We start from the raw sequence: 20,298 nt of genomic DNA on the forward strand, positions 1-20,298 counted from the left end.
GACTCCGCGCCGCGCGGATCAGCGCGAGCGGACCTCCAGCTCGTACAGCGAGTACCCGTGCGCGGTGCCGCGCCGCACGCCCGTCATCCGCACGAAGCGCGCGTCCACGCCCGCGAACACGACGAGGTCGCGACCGCCGTCGCCGGTGGTCGTGGCGAACACCTCGCGCCACGCCGTGCCGTCCGCCGACACCTCGATCCGGTACGCCCCGGCGTACGCCGCCTCCCAGTGCAGCGAGACCCGGCCCACGCGCCGCACCGAGCCCAGGTCGACGGCGAGCCACTGCTGATCGCTCCAGTCGCTCGCCCAGCGGGTCGCCGGGTCGCCGTCCACCGCGTTCGCGGGCGGCGACGGGTACCAGCCGCGCTCGTGGCTGCTGGCCGTCGCGGTCCGCCCGGCCGCCAGGTTCGCCACGTCGTCCCCGCGCCGGGCGGGGAACTGCACGACCTGCTGGTAGGTGGGCCGGTTCTGCCAGCTGATCTTCTCCTGGGTGATGCCGCCCATCGCCCGGTGCACGACGCTGTCGGCGCACCACTGGTCGCCCGCCGCGCACACGTCGTCGCCGGGGTAGACGGTGGTGGCCGGGGTGGCCGCCGCGGCGGCCAGCGTGTCGAGCAGCACCCGACGGCACCGCGCGAGGTCCCCGTCGCCGCAGTACGTCCGCGCCGGGCCGCCGTTCACCTGCTCGCCGAGCACGCGCCGCAGGTCGGCGTCGACGTAGCTCCACCAGCCGTGCTGGAAGGAGGAGCCCTTGTGCGGGGTCGTGCCGTGCGGGTCCGACGGCGCCTCGTCCACCTGGATCGCCCTGGTCAGCTCGGTGTAGAGCTCCGTGCCCAGGCCGGGCTCGAACTCGGCGCGCACCAGCAGCGGCCACCACGCGTCGAGCACGCGGATCGCGTCGGCGTGCCCGTAGACGTGGCTGCCGCGCGAGGTCTCGGTGCGCTGCGAGCCCGCGTCCACCCACGCCGCGAGCCGCTGCACGGTCGCCGCCTGCGCCGGATCGGTGATCGGCGCGCTGCGCAGCACCCGCAGCAGCTCCGGCAGCACGCCCTCGGCCCGCAGGTCGACCAGACCGGCCTCCGCCATCGCCCTGGTCAGCGCGGCTCGCGTGACCGGCTGGTCGGCGGCCACGAGCGCGCCGACCCGGTCGTCGAGCAGGTCGCCGCGGTGCACCGAGCCGTTGCCGAAGCCGCCGGAGGTGAAGTCCGGTGCCTGCTTGTTGTTCCAGCTGACGTAGTAGTCCTGGTTGATCGAGTTCGGGTGCTGGGCGAACGGCGTGTACGTCGCGCTGTTGGTCGTCGGGTCCCAGCCCTGCCACTCGGTGGCCGGACCGGCGAGCAGCGGCAGGTTCGGGTCCACGTCCGGCTTGCGCACCGGGTTCGCCCCGGAGTTGAAGTACGCCGTGTCGCGGGAGTCGACGTAGAACCAGTTGAACGCGTAGCCGACGTGCTCGGCGGCGCGCTGGAAGTCGGCGGCCGACCGGATCGCGCCGGGGTCGTTGAACTCCTGGAACCCGATGATCGAGCCCACCTCGTTCAGGTAGGTGGAGCGCAGCGCCGCGTACGCGACGGGCTTGCCGTCGACCAGCGCCCTGCTCTGCACCAGGCCGTACCTCGTGCGGTGGGCGACGAGCGTGTACGACCCGGCTGCCGTGCCGTCGGCGACCGTGGGCTTCCAGGCGTTCTTGCGCTCCAGGCGCTCCATCGGCGTGCACGTGCCGCGGAACAGGTAGGAGTTCGACGCCTTCGTGGCGGGACCGCCGCCCGGCTCGCACAGCTCCACCGCGTAGGTGTCCACGATGTCCTGACCCGCCGACGTCGCGCTCCACGAGTAGTCCTGCCCGCGGCCGAGCTGCACGTACATGCTGACGCCCGCGAAGGACACGCCGCGCGCGCTGATGCCGGGGCCGTGGAGCTCCTGGAGCATGAGCAGCTGCGGGGCGAAGTACCCGGTCTGCGGCCCGAACACCGCGATCGGGTTGCCGCCCTCCGCGTGCTGGCCGGACACCACGAGCGCGTTGGACATGCCGCGCTTCTCGTCGAGCAGCTCGGGCGGCAGCACGCCGTCGGCGAACATCCCGCGCGCGGGCTCCAGCTCGGCCGCGGCCGGAACGTCCACCGTGGACGGTCGCGCCAGCCCGGCCGAACCGGTCGGGTCGTAGACCACCTGCTCCGGCGTGACGGAACCCCGCTGCGGCATCGCCACGCCCCGCGGGTCCGCCGGGCTGGCCGAGTAGGGGAAGCGCTGCCCGTCGTGCAGGGTCAGCACGGCCTCCGGGTCGTTCTGCTGGCGGAACGACCGCCAGATCCGCTCGCCCTCCACCGCGCCGTAGCGGTTCTGCGCCGCGAGCTTGACCAGCGCCGACTGCACCTCGCCACCGCCGCCCGCGCCGAACAGCCCGCCCACCACGGCGGCGATGGCCACCAGGTCGGTCGCCTCGAAGGGCTCGACGTCGTTCCAGTTCGTGATCGCGTCGGCGTGGCCGGTGAGCACGTACTCGCCGGGGAAGGTGCGGGAGCTGATCGACTGCGCGAGGTAGGCGTTGATGCCGGCCACGTAGTCGGTGACGTCCTGGAGCGCCTGCGCGCCGCGCGGGCCGTTCGCCGCGACGCGGTCGATCTGCGCCTGCAGGTCGGCCTCGGTGTAGGCGATCTGCGAGTAGAAGCTCTGCTCCAGCGCGCGGTTGCCCGGTGCGCCACCGGCGAACCCGGTGAGCTGGCCGCGGCCGAGGTGGCGGAACACGTCCATCAGCCACAGCCGGTCCTGGGCCGCCGCGTACCCGGCGCCGAACTCGGTGCCGGAGCGGGTGGTGCCGTAGACGTGCGGCATCCCGATCTTCTTGTCGCGCACGATCACGACGTCCGGACGCGGGGAGATGGTGCTCTCCACCTGGTCGGCGGGGACGCCGGAGGAGGCGTCGTTGAAGAACGTCGAGAGCTGCTCGTTGGTGAGCCCCCGGTAGCCGGTGGCGAGCGCGTCGTACTTGCCGATCTGGTCCGCCGAGTGCGCGGGCCTCGTGCCCAGCACCCGGTGGGCGAGGATCTCGGCCAGCGTGGCGTTGCCGTTGACGCCGGGCGGCAGCACGTCGGCGCACTGGCCGAGGCAGAAGTCCTCCGCCGGCGCGGCGGACACGGCCGCGGGCGAGGCCGGGACGGCGGTGTCGGGAGCGGCGGTGGCGGGAGCGGCGGTGGACGTGGACGTGGTGGCGACCGCGGCCAGCAGGGCGACCACGACCCGGGTACGGGCGGCTCTTCGCATGACGCGAAGCCCCTTCCTGCTGAGGTGGGTGACGCACGTTGCTTGTGGCAGCTAACCGCGAAAGGTATTCGCGTTTCGTGACCCGATAGGATGCTTGATCGCTCCAGAGGGTGGATTCCCCTTGACCAGGTGACGCCGCAGTGCGAAAAGTTTTGACACGGAGGAAGAGTCCTGGCCAGGGGGATCGTTGAGAGGAGCGCTGATGAACCGTCGTACGCTGTTGCGAGGAGTGGTGGGCACCGGCGTTCTGCTGACCACGGGCGCGGGCTCTCCCGGACGGGCCCACGCGCGGGGCATCGTGCTGCCGGTCCGGTCCTGCGCCGACTGGGGCGCACGTCCGGCGAGCCAGGCGATCACCGTCGTCCCCCGCCGACCCGTCCGCATCCTGGTCCACCACACGGCGTCGGACAACGTCGAGGACTACTCGCTGGACGCCGCCTGCGCGCAGGCCCGCTGGATCCAGCACGTGCACATGGACCAGAACGGGTGGCTCGACTCCGGCCAGCACTTCACCAACAGCCGGGGCGGCTACCTGCTGGAGGGACGGCACCAGAGCCTGGACGCGCTCCGAGCCGGTGACCACATGATCCAGGGCGCGCACTGCCCCGGACAGAACGAGGCCGCCATCGGCATCGAGAACGAGGGCACGTACGTCGACGCCGAGCCGCCGACGCCGCAGTGGGAGACGCTCGTGTCCTTCTGCGTCTACGCCTGCGACCAGTACGGGATCTCCCCGCGCGAGATCTTCGGGCACCGCGACTTCTACGCCGACACCGTGTGCCCCGGCGACAGGTTCTACGCCATGCTGCCCCGGTTGCGCCGCGAGGTCGCGGCCGTTCTGGGCTGAGCCGCGCAGGCTTCCGGCAACTGTGAACGCGGTGCTCGGCGGGGGTGACGCTGGGCAAACTCCTGGTCACGTGATGAGATAACGGCGAGTTGACGTCGGGTTGCGCGAGGGTGCGCGATGCCGTCCGGAGCAGAGCACGGAACGCCGAAGCGGGAGGCGTCGTGATCAAGGTGATGCTGGCCGACGACGAGGACCTCGTCCGTTCCGGCCTTCGCATGATCCTCAGCAGTGCCGGAGACATCGAGGTCGTGGCGGAGTGCGACGACGGGCACCTGGTGGCCGATCTGGCCCGCCAGCACCGCCCGCACGTCGTCCTGCTCGACATCCGCATGCGCTCCTCCGACGGACTGGTCGCGCTGCGCAGGCTGCGCGCCATCCCCGACCCGCCGCGGATCGCCATGCTCACCACGTTCGACGTGGACTCCTACGTGAGCGAGGCGCTGCGGCTGGGCGCGAGCGGGTTCCTGCTCAAGGACACCGAGCCCGAGCAGCTCGTCAAAGCGGTCCGCGACCTCGCGCGCGGTGGAGCCGTGCTCGACCCCGGCGTGGCGGCGCGGGTGCTCGCGGCCGTGGCCGACGGCGAGCGCGCGGCCGAGCCCGCGCGCCGGTTGCTGGCGTCGCTGTCCGAGCGGGAGCGCGAGGTGCTCGTCCTCATCGGGCAGGGCATGTCCAACGCCGAGATCGGCAACACGCTGCACCTGTCGGAGGCGACGGTGAAGGGCTACGTGTCGTCCGTGCTCGGCAAGATCGGCGCGGTGAACCGCGTCCAGGCGGCGCTGGTGGCCTACCGGGGCGGCCTGATCGCCTGACCGGCTCCCGGCCGCAGCGCTGAGCGCCCCGGTTCAGGAGCCCAGCAGGGGCGTGGTCGCCCCCGTGACCGACGGCTCCACCTCGACGCGGTTGCGGCCCTGGCGCTTGGCCCGGTAGAGGGCCATGTCCGCCGCCGCGAAGAGCTGGTCGAGCTTCGCCGGGCCCGCGGCCACGCCGATGCTCACCGTCGGGCGTCGCACCGTGCCCAGCACCATCGTCCAGTCGTGCCCGTCCACGGCCGCCCTGATGCGCTCGGCCACCGTCGGGCCCACGTCGTAGTCGCCGCCGGAGCTGCCCAGCACGATCACGAACTCGTCGCCCGCCCACCGGGCCACCAGGTCGTCCGCGCGGCACTCGCGGCGGAGCAGTTGCGCTATCTCGCGCAGCGCGGCGTCACCGGCGGCGTGCCCGGCGTCGTCGTTGACGTCCTTGAACCAGTCCACGTCGACGATCACCAGCCACGGCACCCGCCCGCGCGCCGCGGTGCTCTCCAGCAGCGCCGACGCCGACCGCTCCAGGCCCAGGCGGTTCGCCAGGCCCGTGAGCGGGTCGCGCGCGGCCGCCTCCTGGGCCGCCTCCGCGGCGCGCTGCGCCTGCACGGCCAGCCTGCGCTGCTCCAGCGCCTGCCCCAGGCCCTCCTGGAGGGTGTCCATCGCCGTCCGGCTCGCCGCGACGCTGCGCCGCAGCGCCTCCGCCTCGCCCACCGGGTCGCTCATCCTGCGGCACACGTCGGCGAGGTCCAGCGAGAAGCGCAGCAGCAGCGACGTGTCGTTGATCAGCTCGGCCGCCGTCACCGAGCGGCTGCCCAGCGTCCTGGCCTCGAACATCCGGCCCTGCTCGCGGCGCACCACCGACAGCACCCAGTTGCCCACGGAGATGCCCCACTGGTCCTCGGCGACGACGGACAGCGCCAGGGTCTGCTCGGCCACCTCCACGGCGCGCTCCAGCTCGCCGAGACCCGCCAGCGAGCGGCTCAGCGCCCCGAGCAGCGAGCGGCGCTGCGAGTCCAGGATCGAGGGGAACGTCAGCCCCTCCTCCAGGTGCCCGCGCGCCTCGGCGAAGATCGTCGGAGCCACGTCCGGAGGACTGTTGATGGCGCGGAAGTTCAGCACGCCGCCCAGCCGCTGGAGGCACTGCGCGAGGACGACCGGGTCCTCGCCGCGCCGGGCCACGTCCACCGACTGCCGGATGATGTCGAGCGCGGCACGCCGGTTGCCGATGCCCTCCAGCAGGTAGCCCATCGACGACATCGCCTCGGCGACGGACGAGGTGGAGGAGCTCTGCGGGTCGAGGTCGGTCGACCCCTCCGCCGCGAGTTCCAGCGCGAGGGGTATCCGGCCGAGCCGCCACGCCGTGACGGCCCGGTAGAGCATGACCGCCGTCCGGCCGACGTGGTCCGCGTCTGGGGAGATCCTGGTGACGACCTCGTCGAACAGCGTGTTGGCCTCGGCCAGACGGCCAGCGTTCAGCAGCGCGCGGACCTCGCGGTCCGGCCACGGAATCTGTCCCGCAACCTGTTCCACTGGCTCTCGACACTCCGTTCCGACTCGCCGGGCGAAGCGTGCGACCTCGCCGGTGCCGGTAGGCCACAACAGGCTACCGGGAGCGTCGCTCCCCGTACCGCTCGTGGTGCAGGACGTCGTCGAGCGGCAACCGGGTGCGCCACCCGTGACGCTCCAGATCGGGCGTGTCCGGCAGATCGCGGACCGGTCCGACGCACAGCCACGCCACCGGGCGCAGACGGGTGGGGATGTCGAGCAGACGCCGCAGGACGTCCTCGCGGTAGAAGCTGACCCAGCCGACGCCCAGGCCCTCCGCCGTGGCCGCGAGCCACAGGTTCTGGATCGCCAGGCACACCGAGTACAGCCCGGCGTCGGCGATGGCGTGGCGGCCGAGCACGGCCGGTGAACCGCGGTCCGGGTCGTAGGTGACGACGACGCCCAGGCTCGACTCCTGCACGCCCTCGACCTTGATCCGGGAGAACGACCGCGCCCGGTCGCCGTCCAGCTGGGCCTCGAAGACGCTCCGCTCGGCGTGCACGTGGTCGCGGAACGCGCGGCGGGTGCGCTCGTCGCGGACCAGCACGAAGTCCCACGGCTGGCTCAGACCGACGCTCGGGGCTGCGTGGGCGGCGCCGAGGACGCGGCGCAGCACGTCGTCCGGGACCGGTTCGCCGGTGAACTCCGCCCTGGTGTCCCGGCGCCGGTGCAGCACGTCGTACAGGCCGGCGACCCGGTGGGGGAGTTCGTGCGCGGTGCTCATGTCGCCCGATCGTGCCGCACGGGTGTGCGCGCGCCGCTCAGGGGGCTGGCCGGACGCCCCGCCGCCACGTCTGCTCCTCGCCGTCGGGTGAGGCGCGCCACTGGTCGAACGGGCGGTCCAGGGCCCAGTGGTCGCCCTGCCGGTCGAGCACCCGGTACTCGCAGGTGTCGAGGTTGGACAGCGATTCGAACAGCTCCACGCTCCACTCGAACAGGCGGCGGCACAGCAGCCGGATGGTCAGGCCGTGCGACACGACCAGCACGGTCTCCGGGTGACCGGGCTCCTGCTCCATCCGCCACTGGAGCTTCTCCAAGAACGCGGCCAGCCGGTCGTCCACGTCCGCGCCCGACTCGCCGTTGGGCAGCCGGAAGAAGAAGTGCCCGAACGCGTGCCGCTGGTGCTTGAGCACCTCCTGCTGCACCGGGTCCTGGAGGTTGCCCCAGTCCTGCTCGCGCAGTCGCGGCTCGGCCACGACGCGTTCCACCCGGTCGCCCAGGTCGAGCATCTCCAGGGTCCGGCGGGTGCGCCGGTAGGGGCTCACGTAGACCGCGACCGGCCCGTCGCCGAGCAGTTCGCGCACCGCGGGGCCCGCCGCGGCGGCCTCCCGCTCGCCCGTGGGCGTCAGCGGCAGCGCGTGGTCGGGCACGCGGCAGTAGGCGAGTTCGTCGACGTTGCCCAGGCTCTGCCCGTGGCGCAGCAGGATGATCCGCACACCCACATCGTGCAGGAGACTCGCTGTTACAGTTTTGTGCGACTCGACGTCAGGAGTGTCACATGATCAAGTACGTCGTCCTGTACCGGAAGCCCGACGACGCCGAGGCGTTCGACGAGAAGTACTTCACCAGCCACCTCCCCCTGGTCGAGAGGACGCCGGGACTCCTGCGCGCCGAGGTGGCGCGGGTCGACCGGGTGTTCGTCCCCGGCTTCTTCGGCGACACCGAGCCGCACCTGGTCGCCGAGATGTACTTCGAGTCGCGGGACGCCATGCGCACCGCCTTCGCCAGCCCCGAGTGGCACGCGGCCGGGGCGAACCTGACCGAGATCGGCGGCCTGGAGCTCGTGGCGATGTTCTCCGCGGAGGTCGTCGAGCCGTGAGCGCGCCCGACAGCGCCGCCGTCGTGGGCGGCGGGACGATGGGGGCGGGCATCGCGCACGTCCTGCTGGCCGGCGGCAGCCGGGTCGTGCTGGCCGAGACCTCGGCCGAACGGGCCGCGGCGGCCCGCGCCGCCGTGACCGCGTCGCTGCGCAGGGCGGCCGACCGGGGCAGGCTCGACTCCTCCCCGGACGACCTGCTCGCCCGGCTGGACGTGGTCGAGGACCTCGGCGCGCTCCCGGCGGACGCGCACCTCGTCGTGGAGGCCGTGCCCGAGGACCTCGCGCTGAAGCGGCGCGTGCTGGCCGAGGCCGCGCGCGCCTGCCCGGACGCGGTGCTGGCGTCCAACACCTCGTCGCTGTCCATCGGCGCGCTCGCCTCCGGGCTGCCGGGCGAGCGCGTGCTCGGCGTGCACTTCTTCAACCCCGTGCCGGTGCAGGCGCTCGTGGAGCTGGTCCACCACGCCGGGGTGTCGGCCGAGGTCGTGGCCCGCGTGCGCGGCTGGGCCGAGGCGCTGGGCAAGACCGTGATCGAGGTCCGCGACTCGCCCGGCTTCGCCACCTCCCGGCTCGGCGTCGCCGTCGGGATGGAGGCGATCCGGATGCTGGAGGAGGGCGTGGCCTCGGCCGAGGACGTCGACACGGGCATGGCGCTGGGCTACGGCTGGCCGATGGGGCCGCTGCGGCTGACCGACCTCGTGGGCCTGGACGTGCGGCTGGCCATCGCCGAGCACCTCACCGCCGAGCTGGGGCCGCGCTTCACCCCGCCGGCGCTGCTGCGCGAGAAGGTCGCCCGCGGCGAGCTGGGCAAGAAGACCGGCCGGGGCTTCTTCACCTGGTGAGCCGGGTCCGCGGAGGCCGGAGAGCTCGTGGAGGGCGACCGCGACGACGTCGTGCGCACGAGGACGCTCGCCTGCGGCCCCCGCTGTCCGCGCCGCACCGGGCTGGAGGGCGACCCGGTGGACGCCGCGCCCCCGGCCCTGCTGGCGGGCGCGACCGGCACACCCCGGACGGCCGGCCTCCGCTGAACCGGGCCCCGCCCTCCGCCGGCACGTAGGGTGCCCTTCCGTGCTGCTCGTCGTCCTGGAACTGGTCGGGATCGCCGTCTTCGCCGCGTCCGGCGCGGTCGCCGCGGTCCGGGCCGGTCTCGACGTGTTCGGCGTGATCGTGCTGGCCCTGACGACCGCGCTGGGCGGGGGAGTCCTGCGGGACCTGCTGCTCGGCGTCACCCCGCCCAGCGCGCTCGTGCACTGGCCCTACCTGCTGGTTCCCGCCGTGACCGGGCTCGTCGTGTTCCGCCACCACCCGCGGGTCGCCCGCCTGCGCCGCGCCGTGCTGCTGCTCGACGCCGTGGGCCTGGGCCTGTTCGTCACCGCGGGCACGTCGACCGCCCTGGCCCTGGGCACGCCCCCGTACACGGCTTGCCTGATCGGGATGACCAGCGGCATCGGCGGCGGCGCGGTGCGCGACGTGCTGCTGCGGGAGATCCCGCTCGTGCTGCGCCGGGAGATCTACGCGGTCGCCGCGCTGGCCGGTGGCGTCGTCGTGACCTCGGGCCACGTGCTGGGCCTGCCGCCGGGACCGGTGGCGCTGATCGCCACCGCGCTCGTGGTCGCCGTGCGGGTGCTCGCCCTGTGGCGGAAGTGGAACGCCCCCGTGGCCAGGGGATTTGACGCCTGATTCACACGCGGCGCTGCGGTGCTTCTCAGGCACCTCTCAGGACCGCGGGCAAGACTGGCGCCATGCGCATCCTCGTTGTCGACGACGACCGGGCCGTGCGGGAGTCGCTGCGGCGGTCCCTGCAGTTCAACGGCTACCAGGTCGAACTGGCCGGTGACGGCCAGCAGGCTCTCGAAGCGGTGCTGGCGCAGCGGCCCGACGCGATGGTCCTCGACGTCATGATGCCGCGCCTGGACGGCCTGGAGGTCTGCCGCAGGCTGCGCAGCACCGGCGACGACCTGCCGATCCTCGTGCTCACGGCGCGCGACGCCGTGTCCGACCGGGTGTCCGGGCTGGACGCCGGGGCCGACGACTACCTGCCCAAGCCGTTCGCGCTGGAGGAGCTGCTGGCCCGGCTGCGCGCCCTGCTGCGGCGGGCCGCGAACGAGGCCGACGGCGGCGAGCCGGTGCGCGCGGCCCTGCGGTTCGCCGACCTGGAGCTCGATCCCGGCACGCGCGACGTGCGGCGCGGCGAGCGGCCCATCAGCCTCACCCGCACGGAGTTCGCGCTGCTGGAGCTGTTCCTGTCGCACCCGAAGCAGGTGCTCACCCGCGGTCGCATCCTGGAGGACGTGTGGGGCTACGACTTTCCGACCTCGGGCAACGCCCTGGAGGTCTACGTGGGCTACCTGAGGAGGAAGACCGAGGCCGAGGGGGAGCCGAGGCTGCTGCACACGGTCCGCGGGGTCGGCTACGTGCTGCGGGAGACGCCTCCGTGATCGGTGCCGGGGTCGTCAACGGGCGGCTGAAGCAGGTCTCGCTGCACCGCAGGGTCACGCTCCTCGCGGCGCTCTGCGTGGCCGGCGCGGTGGCCTTCGTGTCCCTGGGCGCCTACCTCATCGTGCGGCAGAACCTCTACGAGCAGCTGGACGAGAACCTGCGCCAGCGCGCGGCGGCGGCCGTGGACTCGCCGACGATCAGCGACCAGCTCAGCGAGATCCCGGTGGGTCTGCTCGCGGCGAGCGACGTGCGGATCGGCGTGCTCGACGCCGACGGCCTGCGCATCCCGTACGGCGGCACCCCGCCGTCGATCAACTCGGAGGACCTGGACGTCGCCGACGGCCGCAGCCCCGAGCACCTGTGGACCGACGGCAGGACCGGCTTCCGCACGATCTCCGTCCCCTACGGCGAGGGCAGGGCGATCGTCGTCGCCCAGTCCATGCAGCCGATCCGCAACACCCTGGCCACCCTCAACGTGGTGCTGTTCGTCATCGGCGGGGTGGGCGTGCTGTTCGCGGCGCTCGCGGGCACGGCGGTGGCCCGCACGGGCCTGCGGCCGGTGCAGCGGTTGACCGAGGCCAGCGAGCGGGTGGCGCACAGCGGCGACCTGCGGCCCATCCCGATCTCCGGCGACGACGAGCTGTCGCGGCTCACGCAGAGCTTCAACGCGATGCTCGGCGCCGTCGCCGAGTCGCAGGAGCGGCAGCGCAGGCTCGTCGCCGACGCGGGCCACGAGCTGCGCACGCCGCTGACGTCGATGAGGACGAACCTGGAGCTGCTGCTCGCCTCCGAGCGGCCGGACACGCCGACGCTGTCCGAGCAGGACCGCACCGAGATCCACGCCGACGTGCGGGCGCAGCTGGACGAGCTGACCCAGCTCATCGGCGACCTGGTGGAGCTGGCCCGCGAGGACGCGCCGCAGGCCGTGCACGAGCCGGTGGACGTGGTGGAGGTCGTGGAGCGCGCCCTGGACCGGGCACGCCGCCGCGCGGTGACCGACGTGCAGTTCGACGTGCGGCTCCAGCCGTGGTCGCTGCTCGGCGACTCCAGCTCGCTGGAGCGCGCGGTGCTCAACCTGCTGGACAACGCGGTGAAGTTCAGTCCGGGCGGCGGAGTGGTGCGGCTGGAGCTGCGGCAGCTCGGCGACGGCAGCGCCGTCGTGGAGGTCGCCGACTCCGGGCCGGGCATCGCCGACGCCGACCTGCCGTACGTGTTCGAGCGCTTCTACCGCTCGTCGGAGGCGCGCACGCTGCCTGGCTCCGGCCTGGGGCTGGCGATCGTCAAGCAGGCCGCCGAGCGGCACGGCGGCAGCGTGTGGGCCGGCCGGGCACCCGAGGGCGGCGCCCTGTTCCTCCTGCGTCTGCCCGGACGTCCCTGAGGGGGCCGCTCACCCCCTCGCCGTCTCCGGCGTTCTCCGGTGCGTCGTTGCCCCCACGGATGACACTCGAACGAACTAACTCCAACAAAATTGCGCACAATGTGGTTCAGGACACAGTACTGGTCGGGGGCCGTCGGCCGGGTGCGGTCTCCGCAGGTCACAGCCGTGCAGCGACAGCGGTCACCTCGCGCGACCGGAACGGCCGATCGGAGTCGATCGCGCCCGACCCGCTGCGCGTGTTCGACTGTGTTGACTCATCCGGGGCCGTGATTCACGCTTGCCGCATGAGCAGGTGGCCCTCCACGCCCGGCCTCGCCTGGGGCGCGGACTACAACCCCGAGCAGTGGCCCGACGAGGTGTGGGACGCCGACGTCGACCTCATGCGTCGCGCGGGCGTCACCCTCGTCAGCGTCGGCATCTTCTCCTGGGCCCTCGTGGAGCCGGAGGAGGGCCGCTACGACTTCGCGCTGTTCGACCGGGTGCTCGACCGGCTGCACGCCGCCGGGATCGGCGTCGACCTCGCCACCATGACCGCCGCGCCCCCGCCGTGGCTGACCACCCGCCACCCGGACGTGCTCCCGGTGCTCGCCGACGGCACCCGGCTGTCCCCCGGCTCCCGCCAGTCGTACTGCCCCAGCTCGCCGGTGTACCGGGAGCGGGCGACCGCGCTGGCGCGCGCCGTCGCCGAGCACTACCGCGACCACCCCGCGCTGGTGGCGTGGCACGTGGGCAACGAGTACGGCTGCCACGTCGCCCGCTGCTACTGCGACCGCTCCGCCGAGGCGTTCCGCGCGTGGCTGCGCGAGCGCCACGGCGACCTCGACGCGCTGAACGAGGCGTGGGGCACGGCGTTCTGGAGCCAGCACGTCACCGACTGGGACCAGGTCCTCCCGCCGCGCGCGACGCCGACGTTCGGCAACCCCGGCCAGCTGCTCGACTTCGACCGCTTCAGCAGCGACGCCCTGCTGGAGCTGTTCACCGCCGAGCGCGACGTGCTCCGCGAGGTGACGCCGGACGTGCCGATCACCACGAACTTCATGGTCGGCTGGACGTTCGCCGAACTCGACTACTGGTCCTGGGCGCGCGAGGTCGACTTCGTCTCCAACGACCACTACACCCGCTCGGAGTCGCCGGACCGGCACGTCGAGCTGGCGATGGCCGCCGACCTCACCCGCGGCCTCGCGGGCGGGCGTCCGTGGCTGCTGATGGAGCACTCCACGTCGGCGGTGAACTGGCAGGAGCGCAACATCGCCAAGCTGCCGGGTGAGCTGCGGCGCAACTCGTTGCAGCACACCGCGCGCGGCGCGGACGGCGCGCTGTTCTTCCAGTGGCGGCAGTCGAGGGCCGGTGCCGAGCGCTACCACTCCGCGATGCTGCCGCACGCCGGGCCGGACACGAAGGTCTTCCGCGAGGTGTGCGAGACCGGGGCCGGGTTCGCGCGCCTGGCGGAGGTCGCGGGCTCGACCGTGCGCGCCGACGTCGCGATCGTCTTCGACTGGCAGTCCCTCTGGGCGTCGCGCCAGCCCGCCCACCCGACGCGCGACTTCTCCTACCAGCAGTTGGTGTCCGACCTGTACGCCCCGCTGTGGGCGGCCGGGATCACCGTCGACTTCGTGCCGCCGTCGGGCGACCTGTCGGCGTACCGGCTGGTCGTCGTGCCGGGGCTGTGCGCGGTGACCGACGCCGACGCGCGGCGGATCACCGAGCACGTCGAGGCGGGCGGCACGGCGCTGGTGACCTGGGCGTCCGGACTGACCGACGAGCGCGGGCACGTCCGCCTCGGCGGGTACCCCGGCGCGTTCCGGGACCTGCTGGGCGTGTGGACCGAGGAGTTCCACCCGCTGCGCGCCGACGAGCGCGTGCTGCTCGACGACGGCGGCGAGGTCGCCGTGTGGACCGAGCACCTGCACCCGCGCGGCGCCGAGGTGATCGCCTCCTACGCCGACGGCCCGCTGCCGGGCGTCCCCGCGGTCACCCGCGCCACCAGGGGCGCGGGCGCCGCCTGGTACCTGGCGTGCGGACTGCGCGGCGAGGGGCTGCGCCGCCTGGTGACGACCGTCGCCGAGCAGGCCGGGGCGACCCCGGCCGGCACGCCGGCCGACGGCGTCGAGCTGGTGCGTCGCCACGGCCGCCGCGGCGACCGCGCCGTATCGTGGTTGTTCGCCCTCAACCACACCTCCGCCGACGTCGAACTGGACGTCGCCGGCGTCGACCTGCTGTCCGGTGACCCGGTCTCCGGCCGCACGACGCTGCGAGCCGGGGACGTGGCCGTCATCAGAGAAGAAGAGGTGTGACGTGCTGGCGCGGCAACGGCAAGCGGTGATCCTCGACGAGGTCCGCCGGACCGGCGCGGTCCGGGTCAGCGACCTGGTGGTCCGGCTCGGCGTCTCGGACATGACCGTGCGCCGCGACCTGGACGTGCTGGCGGGTCGCGGTCTGCTGGAGAAGGTCTACGGCGGCGCGACCAGCGTCGTGGGGCGCAGCACCGACGAGCCCGGCTTCGAGGCCAAGTCGGTGCGGCAGCTCCCGGAGAAGGAGGTCATCGCCGCGACCGCGGCCGGACTCGTCCGGCCCGGCACCGCGATCGGCCTCTCCGCGGGCACCACGACGTGGACCGTCGCCCGGTTCCTGGACGACATCCCGGACCTCACGGTCGTGACGAACTCCATCCGCGTGGCCGACGTGCTCCAGCAGAGCGGTCGCGCGGACCGCACCGTCGTGCTCACCGGAGGCGTGCGGACCCCGTCCGACGCCCTCGTGGGGCCCGTCGCCGTGCAGGCGCTGCGCTCGCTGCACCTCGACCTGGTGTTCCTCGGCGTGCACGGCATGGCCGAGCGCTCCGGGTTCACCACGCCGAACCTGGACGAGAGCGAGACGGACCGGGCGCTGGTCGACGCGGCGGGACGCGTCGTGGTGCTCGCGGACCACACGAAGTGGGGAACCGTCGGCATCTCCACGATCGCGAACCTCGACGAGGCGGACGTGCTGGTGAGCGACGACGCCCTCGCGGAGGACGCGAGGGCGGTGCTGGAGGACAAGGTGGGAGAACTGGTGCTGGCACACGTTGCGGGCAGGGGCGAGGAGTGGGCGTGAAGGACCTTGCGGAGCAGTCGCGCGCGTACCGGCGCACGACGCGGACGCTCGCGGACGGCCGGGAGATCATCTACTTCGACGACACGCCGGACGCGCCACCGCGCACGGCGGAGGACACGCGCGACCTGCCGGAGTCGCAGCCGCGCTCCGAGGTGCGGCGCGACCCGCTGACCGGTGAGCGGGTGGCCATCGCCTCGCACCGGCAGACGCGGACGTACAAGCCGCCGGCGGACCTGTGCCCGCTGTGCCCGTCCACGCCGGGCCGCCCGACGGAGATCCCCGAGTCGAGCTACGACGTCGTGGTGTTCGAGAACCGGTTCCCGTCCCTGGCCGAGAACGTGCCAGACACGCCGTCCACAGTGGACGGAATGCCGATGGTGGAGCTCGCGCCGGGCCGCGGGCGGTGCGAGGTCGTGTGCTTCACCTCCGACCACTCCAGCTCCTTCGGCCAGCTGTCCGCGCAGCGGGTGCGCACGGTGGTCGACGTGTGGGCCGACCGCACCGAGGCGCTGAACGCGGTGCCGGGCGTGGAGCACGTCTTCCCGTTCGAGAACCGCGGCGAGGAGATCGGCGTCACGCTGTCCCACCCGCACGGCCAGATCTACGGCTACCCGTTCGTCACGCCGCGGACCGAGCTGATGCAGAAGGTCGCGAAGGACCACCTGGAGGCCACCGGCAGGCCGGTGATGGGCGACGTCCTCGCGGCCGAGCGCGCCGCCGGGACGAGGGTCGTCGCGGAGGGCGAGCACTGGACGGCGTTCGTCCCGGCCGCCGCCCGCTGGCCGGTCCAGGTGCACCTCGTGCCGCACCGCCAGGTCCCCGACCTGCCCGCGCTGACCGACGCGGAGCGCGACGACTTCGCCCACCTCTACCTGGAGGTGCTGCGCCGCCTGGACGGCCTGTACGACCGGCCGCTGCCCTACATCGCCGGGTGGCACCAGGCCCCCGCCCGCACCGGCCGCGACCTGGCGTGGCTGCACCTGGAGGTGTTCTCGGTGCTGCGCACGGCGGACAAGCTGAAGTACCTGGCCGGTTCGGAGTCCGGCGCGGGCGTGTGGATCAACGACGCGACTCCGGAGCAGATCGCCGAGCGCTTGCGCGGCTGATCGCGCGGGGTCCCCGCGCACCACTCACAACAGACGCCCAGGTGCGTTTAAGCCTCTTCTCAGGCGGGCAACGCACAGTATGGGCATGACCGAGAACAACGAGGGCGCCGCGGGCGGTCAGCCGGAGCGGCGAGACGAGTCATCCGCCCCTCTCGACCCCCGCCCCGCCGCCGCGACGGGCGAGCAGCCGAGCCCGTGGGCCGGGCCGTCGTCGCGGCCCGGCGGCGAAGATCACGGCGGCGAGGATCACGGCACCCCCGAGCCTTCCGTGCCGACGCCCCCGGCGTCCGCCGACGCCACGCCGGCGCACGGCACGCAGTTCTTCCCCGGCGGTCACCAGCACCCCGGCCACCAGCAGCCCGGTCACCAGTACCCCGGCCACCAGCAGCCCGGCCACCAGCAGCAGGGTGCTGGTCTGCCGGGTTCCGGCCAGCCGGGCGCCGTGCAGGGGGCGCCCGGCCAGCCGTACTACCACGCCCCCGGCCAGCAGCCGGTGCGCACGGCGAGCAGGGGGCGGGGCAGGGCCGTCGCCGGTGTCGCCGCACTCGTGCTGCTGGTCGGAGGCGTGGCAGGTGGTGTCGGCGGCTACGTGGGTCACGAGATCGCGGCGGACGGCCGCACCGTGGTCAACGCCCTGGACCAGACGCCCGGCGCGAACCGGACCTCCAACGACGCCCCGGAGGGCTCGATCGAGCAGGTCGCGCAGAAGGTGCTGCCCACGGTCGTGCAGTTGCGGGTGTCCAACCGGCAGGTCGCCGGCGAGGGCTCCGGCATCGTCATCAGCAGCGACGGCGACATCCTGACCAACAACCACGTCATCGAGGCCGCGGCGGACGGGGGCACCGTCGAGGTCGTCTTCCAGACCGGCCAGTCGGTCCCCGCGACCATCCTCGGCCGCGACCCCGACTCGGACCTCGCCGTGGTGAAGGCGCAGAACGTGGCCGACCTGCCCGTCGCGGCCCTCGGCACCTCCGGCGACCTGAGGATCGGCCAGGGCGTCGTCGCGATCGGCTCGCCGTTCGAGCTGTCCGGCACGGTCACCTCCGGCATCGTCAGCTCCCTGGACCGCCCGGTCCGCGCGGGCGGCGAGGAGGGCTCGCAGGCGTCTGTGCTGAACGCGATCCAGACCGACGCGGCCATCAACCCCGGCAACTCCGGCGGCCCGCTGGTGAACATGCAGGGTCAGGTCATCGGCATCAACTCGGCGATCTACAGCCCCAACTCCACGCAGTCGTCGCAGGGCGGCTCGGTCGGCATCGGCTTCGCCATCCCGATCGACCAGGCTCGCCGCACGGCCAAGGAGATCGCCGAGACCGGCAAGGCCACCCAGACCGTGCTCGGCGTGTCCGTCACCGACGGGGAGGACGGCGGCGCGCTCGTCCGCGAGGTCACCGCGGGCGGTGCCGCGGAGCAGGCCGGGATCAAGACCGGTGACGTGATCACCAAGCTCGACGACCGCGCGATCGAGACGTCCGACGCGCTGGTGGCCGCGGTCCGCTCGAAGTCCCCGAACGACCGGGTGAAGCTCACGGTCGGCGGCAACACCGTCGAGGTGACCCTCGGCGGCCAGACCGTCGAGCCGAAGTAGCACCCGGACGCTCCCGGCTCGCGCCCCGAGCCGGAGGGGTTTCCCGGGGAACCACGCCCCGAGCCGCGCCGACGACGGACCGCCCCCTCCCGTCGCGGCGCGGCTCGGGGCGCACGGGGCGGGAGGGACCGGTCCGCGCGGGGGTGAACACCCGGTGGCGCTCCGGTCCCGGTGCCCGGTCGTGGAACGGTCAGATCTCGGATTGGCTACGGTGATCGCATGGAACGCAGCGCGCAGCGCCTCGGACGCGCCCTCGTCGTGATCGTGGACGACCGGGTGGCGCACGGTGGGCACGACGACAGCAGTGGCCCTCTGGTCACCGAGCTGTTGGAAGAGGCAGGTTTCATCGTCGACGGCACCGTCGCGGTGGAGGGCGAGGTCGTGGACATCCGCGCGGCGCTCAACACGGCCGTGATCGGTGGTGTCGACCTGGTGGTCACGGTCGGCGGGACGGGCGTGTCGCCCCGCGACGTCACCCCGGACGCGACGCTGGGCGTGCTCGACCGCCCGATCCCCGGCATCGCCGAGGCCCTGCGGGGCTCCGGTCTCGCCGCGGGCGCGGTCGACGCGGGCATCTCGCGGGGGCTCGTCGGGGTCTCCGGCAGCACCCTCGTGGTGAACCTCGCCGGGTCCCGCGCGGCCGTCCGCGACGGCATGGCGACGCTCTCGTCGCTCGTGCCCTACGTGATCGAGCAGCTCTCCGGGCTCGACGAGGCGTGATGAGCGACCCGGACGGAGGCGCTGGCGCGGAACGTCCTGCGCGGCAGCGCCGTCCGGGCGCGGAGTCCGGCTCCGGCGGCGCCGAGGCAGCTCGGCGCCGCCGCCTGGACGAGGTGTTCGGCGACGTCCTCCCGGACACCACGACCGACGAGCGCGGCGGCTCCGCCGACGACCGCGAGTCGTGGTACCGGGAGAACCGGCCGCCGCACCACGGTGGTTAGTGCCCGCGCGGCCCGGTCTGCTGGGACTGCTGGGCCGCGAGCAGGTCGCGGATCTCCTTGAGCAGCTCGGTGTCGGTCGGCTCGGAGGGGCCGGGCTCCCTGCCCTTCTCCCGACGCTCCTTGATCTTGTTCATGGGCAGCACGAACACGAAGTAGACGACCGCGGCGACGATCAGGAAGTTCAGCGTCGACGTGATGAGCGCGCCGAAGTCCACGACGGTCTTGTCGCTCTCGCCGAGCTGGACGGCGAGGCCCTCGACGCTGTTCTTGCCGCCCAGCCGGGCGATCAGCGGGTTGATGATGTTCGACGTGAACGCGGTGACGATCGCGCTGAACGCCGCGCCGATGACCACGGCCACGGCGAGGTCGACGACGTTCCCGCGCATCAGGAAGTCCTTGAAGCCCTTGATCACAGCTCTAGCTCCTCGTAGGCAGGGGAAGAACTAGCGGAGCGTAACGGCAAGGTGCTCGCCCAGGGACGCGGCGGCGACGCGCACCGCCTCGTCCCGCCGCACCAGCGCCACGAGCACGTGACCGCCGGGCACCACGCGCACCGAGAGCACCACGGCGTTCTCCGCCAGCGCCGAGTCCGGGCCCACGAGGTCGACCCGGCGGCCCGTGCGCAGCAGGTCCGCGACGCCGGAGTCCGGCAGCGGCACCACCACCGACGCGGTGTCGCGGTCGGGGCCGGTGAGCCGCGCCTCGTTCAGCGGCTCGCCAGCCGGGGCCGCTCCGGTCAGCGCGCGGCCCACGACGGCGGCGGGATCGGTGAGCGACCCGTGCGGGCGCAGCTCCTCCGGCACGTGCAGCACCCGCAGGTCGGCTCCGGTCAGCGGCACACCGGGCGGGAGGTCGCGGGCGGCGGCGAGCACCGGCGTGCCGGCGGCGGGCGGCCGGAGAACGGTGGCCACGGCGAGCAGGGCGCACGCGGCGGCGAGCACGCGGCGCGCGCGGTCCAGGTGGGGAGGACGGCGGCGGGCCAGCGCGCGGAGGCGGTCGAGCGGGGTCGGGTCGAGGGTGTCCACGTCCGCGACGCTAGGGCCGCGATCGGCCGCGGGCGCGGAGGAGCCGCCGAGCTGTGGACAACTCGGCGGCTGTGGACAACCCGCTCAGGAAGCGGCGGCCGTGCCGGAGCCGGACGACGACGTCGTGGACGAAGACGAGGACGAGGACGAGGTCCCCGGCGACGTCGTGGACGTGGACGAGGACGTGCTCGACGAGGAGTCGCCGCTCGCCGCGCCCGCGGGCACCGTGCTGGACTTGCCGCCGGAACGGCTGTCGGTCCGGTAGAAGCCACTGCCCTTGAACACCACGCCGACGGCCCCGAACAGCTTGCGCAGCCTGCCGTGGCACTGCGGGCACTCGGTCAGCGCGGAATCGGTGAAGGACTGCACCGCGTCGAAGCGGTGGTCGCACTCGGTGCAGGCGTACTGGTAGGTCGGCACTTGCCCTCCACGAGCAGAAGTCCTGGCACTCTGGCGTTC

21 protein-coding genes are annotated in these 20,298 nt (G+C 73.4%); 14 read left to right on the forward strand and 7 right to left on the reverse strand.

The features are described 5' to 3' along the window. Positions 1-18: 18 nt before the first annotated feature. Positions 19-3,258, reverse strand: coding sequence for a penicillin acylase family protein (locus tag IMZ35_RS12690; protein WP_199441227.1), 3,240 nt, complete (start codon positions 3,256-3,258; stop codon positions 19-21). 202 nt (positions 3,259-3,460) lie between these two features. Here IMZ35_RS12690 and IMZ35_RS12695 point away from each other — a divergent pair, with 202 nt between their 5' ends. Both IMZ35_RS12695 and IMZ35_RS12700 read left to right on the forward strand, forming a co-directional pair. After that, positions 3,461-4,105 carry a peptidoglycan recognition protein family protein gene (locus tag IMZ35_RS12695; RefSeq protein ID WP_199441228.1) on the forward strand — a complete coding sequence of 215 codons (645 nt, stop codon included), beginning with the start codon at positions 3,461-3,463 and terminating at the stop codon, positions 4,103-4,105. A gap of 161 nt (positions 4,106-4,266) precedes the next feature. After that, positions 4,267-4,914: a response regulator gene (locus IMZ35_RS12700; protein ID WP_199441229.1), complete on the forward strand. Its 648-nt coding sequence runs from the start codon at positions 4,267-4,269 to the stop codon at positions 4,912-4,914. 33 nt (positions 4,915-4,947) lie between these two features. On the opposite strand, the gene IMZ35_RS12705 is transcribed toward IMZ35_RS12700, so the two are convergent. The 3 genes from IMZ35_RS12705 to IMZ35_RS12715 all read right to left on the reverse strand — a co-directional run bounded on the left by IMZ35_RS12705 (position 4,948) and on the right by IMZ35_RS12715 (position 7,889). Further along, positions 4,948-6,438 carry a GGDEF domain-containing protein gene (locus IMZ35_RS12705; RefSeq protein ID WP_199441230.1) on the reverse strand — a complete coding sequence of 497 codons (1,491 nt, stop codon included), beginning with the start codon at positions 6,436-6,438 and terminating at the stop codon, positions 4,948-4,950. Positions 6,439-6,511: 73 nt separating this feature from the next. Next, positions 6,512-7,177 (reverse strand): 5,6-dimethylbenzimidazole synthase, encoded by a 666-nt coding sequence (gene bluB / locus IMZ35_RS12710; protein WP_199441231.1) that lies wholly within the window; start codon positions 7,175-7,177, stop codon positions 6,512-6,514. 37 nt (positions 7,178-7,214) lie between these two features. Next, complete coding sequence (locus IMZ35_RS12715; RefSeq protein ID WP_199441232.1) at positions 7,215-7,889, reverse strand: histidine phosphatase family protein; 675 nt, start codon at positions 7,887-7,889, stop codon at positions 7,215-7,217. A gap of 62 nt (positions 7,890-7,951) precedes the next feature. On the opposite strand from IMZ35_RS12715, the gene IMZ35_RS12720 reads away from it, so the two are divergent. The 12 genes from IMZ35_RS12720 (at position 7,952) to IMZ35_RS12775 (ending at position 18,814) form a co-directional block, all read left to right on the forward strand. Beyond that, positions 7,952-8,272 carry an EthD family reductase gene (locus IMZ35_RS12720; RefSeq protein WP_199441233.1) on the forward strand — a complete coding sequence of 107 codons (321 nt, stop codon included), beginning with the start codon at positions 7,952-7,954 and terminating at the stop codon, positions 8,270-8,272. After that, on the forward strand, positions 8,269-9,111 hold the full coding sequence (locus IMZ35_RS12725; RefSeq protein WP_199441234.1) for a 3-hydroxyacyl-CoA dehydrogenase family protein: 843 nt from the start codon (positions 8,269-8,271) through the stop codon (positions 9,109-9,111). Before IMZ35_RS12720 ends, IMZ35_RS12725 begins: the two co-directional genes overlap by 4 nt. 27 nt (positions 9,112-9,138) lie before the next feature. Then, the gene (locus tag IMZ35_RS12730; RefSeq protein ID WP_199441235.1) at positions 9,139-9,297 is read left to right on the forward strand and encodes a hypothetical protein; all 159 of its coding nucleotides are present in this window, start codon (positions 9,139-9,141) and stop codon (positions 9,295-9,297) included. A gap of 40 nt (positions 9,298-9,337) precedes the next feature. Further along, on the forward strand, positions 9,338-9,949 hold the full coding sequence (locus IMZ35_RS12735; RefSeq protein ID WP_199441236.1) for a trimeric intracellular cation channel family protein: 612 nt from the start codon (positions 9,338-9,340) through the stop codon (positions 9,947-9,949). Between the two features lie 62 nt (positions 9,950-10,011). Next, entirely contained in the window at positions 10,012-10,707 is a 696-nt protein-coding gene (locus IMZ35_RS12740) for a response regulator transcription factor (protein ID WP_199441237.1), read from the forward strand. After that, a complete protein-coding gene (locus IMZ35_RS12745) occupies positions 10,704-12,086 on the forward strand; it encodes a HAMP domain-containing sensor histidine kinase (protein ID WP_199441238.1) in 1,383 nt (460 codons plus the stop codon). Before IMZ35_RS12740 ends, IMZ35_RS12745 begins: the two co-directional genes overlap by 4 nt. 284 nt (positions 12,087-12,370) lie before the next feature. Beyond that, a complete protein-coding gene (locus IMZ35_RS12750; protein ID WP_199441239.1) occupies positions 12,371-14,380 on the forward strand; it encodes a beta-galactosidase in 2,010 nt (669 codons plus the stop codon). A 1-nt stretch (position 14,381) separates the two neighbouring features. Beyond that, positions 14,382-15,179, forward strand: a complete 798-nt coding sequence (locus tag IMZ35_RS12755; RefSeq protein WP_199441240.1) for a DeoR/GlpR family DNA-binding transcription regulator — start codon at positions 14,382-14,384, stop codon at positions 15,177-15,179. Then, a complete protein-coding gene (gene galT / locus IMZ35_RS12760) occupies positions 15,176-16,285 on the forward strand; it encodes a galactose-1-phosphate uridylyltransferase (protein ID WP_199441241.1) in 1,110 nt (369 codons plus the stop codon). The genes IMZ35_RS12755 and galT overlap by 4 nt, the downstream gene beginning before the upstream one ends. A gap of 85 nt (positions 16,286-16,370) precedes the next feature. Then, positions 16,371-17,873: a trypsin-like peptidase domain-containing protein gene (locus IMZ35_RS12765; RefSeq protein ID WP_199441242.1), complete on the forward strand. Its 1,503-nt coding sequence runs from the start codon at positions 16,371-16,373 to the stop codon at positions 17,871-17,873. A gap of 219 nt (positions 17,874-18,092) precedes the next feature. Beyond that, positions 18,093-18,593, forward strand: coding sequence for a MogA/MoaB family molybdenum cofactor biosynthesis protein (locus tag IMZ35_RS12770; protein ID WP_199441243.1), 501 nt, complete (start codon positions 18,093-18,095; stop codon positions 18,591-18,593). Then, positions 18,593-18,814, forward strand: coding sequence for a hypothetical protein (locus IMZ35_RS12775; RefSeq protein ID WP_199441586.1), 222 nt, complete (start codon positions 18,593-18,595; stop codon positions 18,812-18,814). Before IMZ35_RS12770 ends, IMZ35_RS12775 begins: the two co-directional genes overlap by 1 nt. On the opposite strand, the gene mscL is transcribed toward IMZ35_RS12775, so the two are convergent. The 3 genes from mscL to IMZ35_RS12790 form a co-directional block, all read right to left on the reverse strand. Beyond that, positions 18,811-19,227, reverse strand: a complete 417-nt coding sequence (gene mscL, locus IMZ35_RS12780; protein ID WP_199441244.1) for a large-conductance mechanosensitive channel protein MscL — start codon at positions 19,225-19,227, stop codon at positions 18,811-18,813. The genes IMZ35_RS12775 and mscL overlap by 4 nt on opposite strands. Positions 19,228-19,257: 30 nt before the next feature. Continuing rightward, entirely contained in the window at positions 19,258-19,839 is a 582-nt protein-coding gene (locus IMZ35_RS30620; protein ID WP_199441245.1) for an SAF domain-containing protein, read from the reverse strand. Between the two features lie 84 nt (positions 19,840-19,923). Further along, entirely contained in the window at positions 19,924-20,259 is a 336-nt protein-coding gene (locus IMZ35_RS12790; protein ID WP_199441246.1) for an FmdB family zinc ribbon protein, read from the reverse strand. Positions 20,260-20,298: the final 39 nt, after the last annotated feature.

It is taken from the genome of Umezawaea beigongshangensis (assembly GCF_016464305.1).
In the GTDB taxonomy this organism is placed as follows: Bacteria; Actinomycetota; Actinomycetes; order Mycobacteriales; family Pseudonocardiaceae; genus Umezawaea_A; species Umezawaea_A beigongshangensis.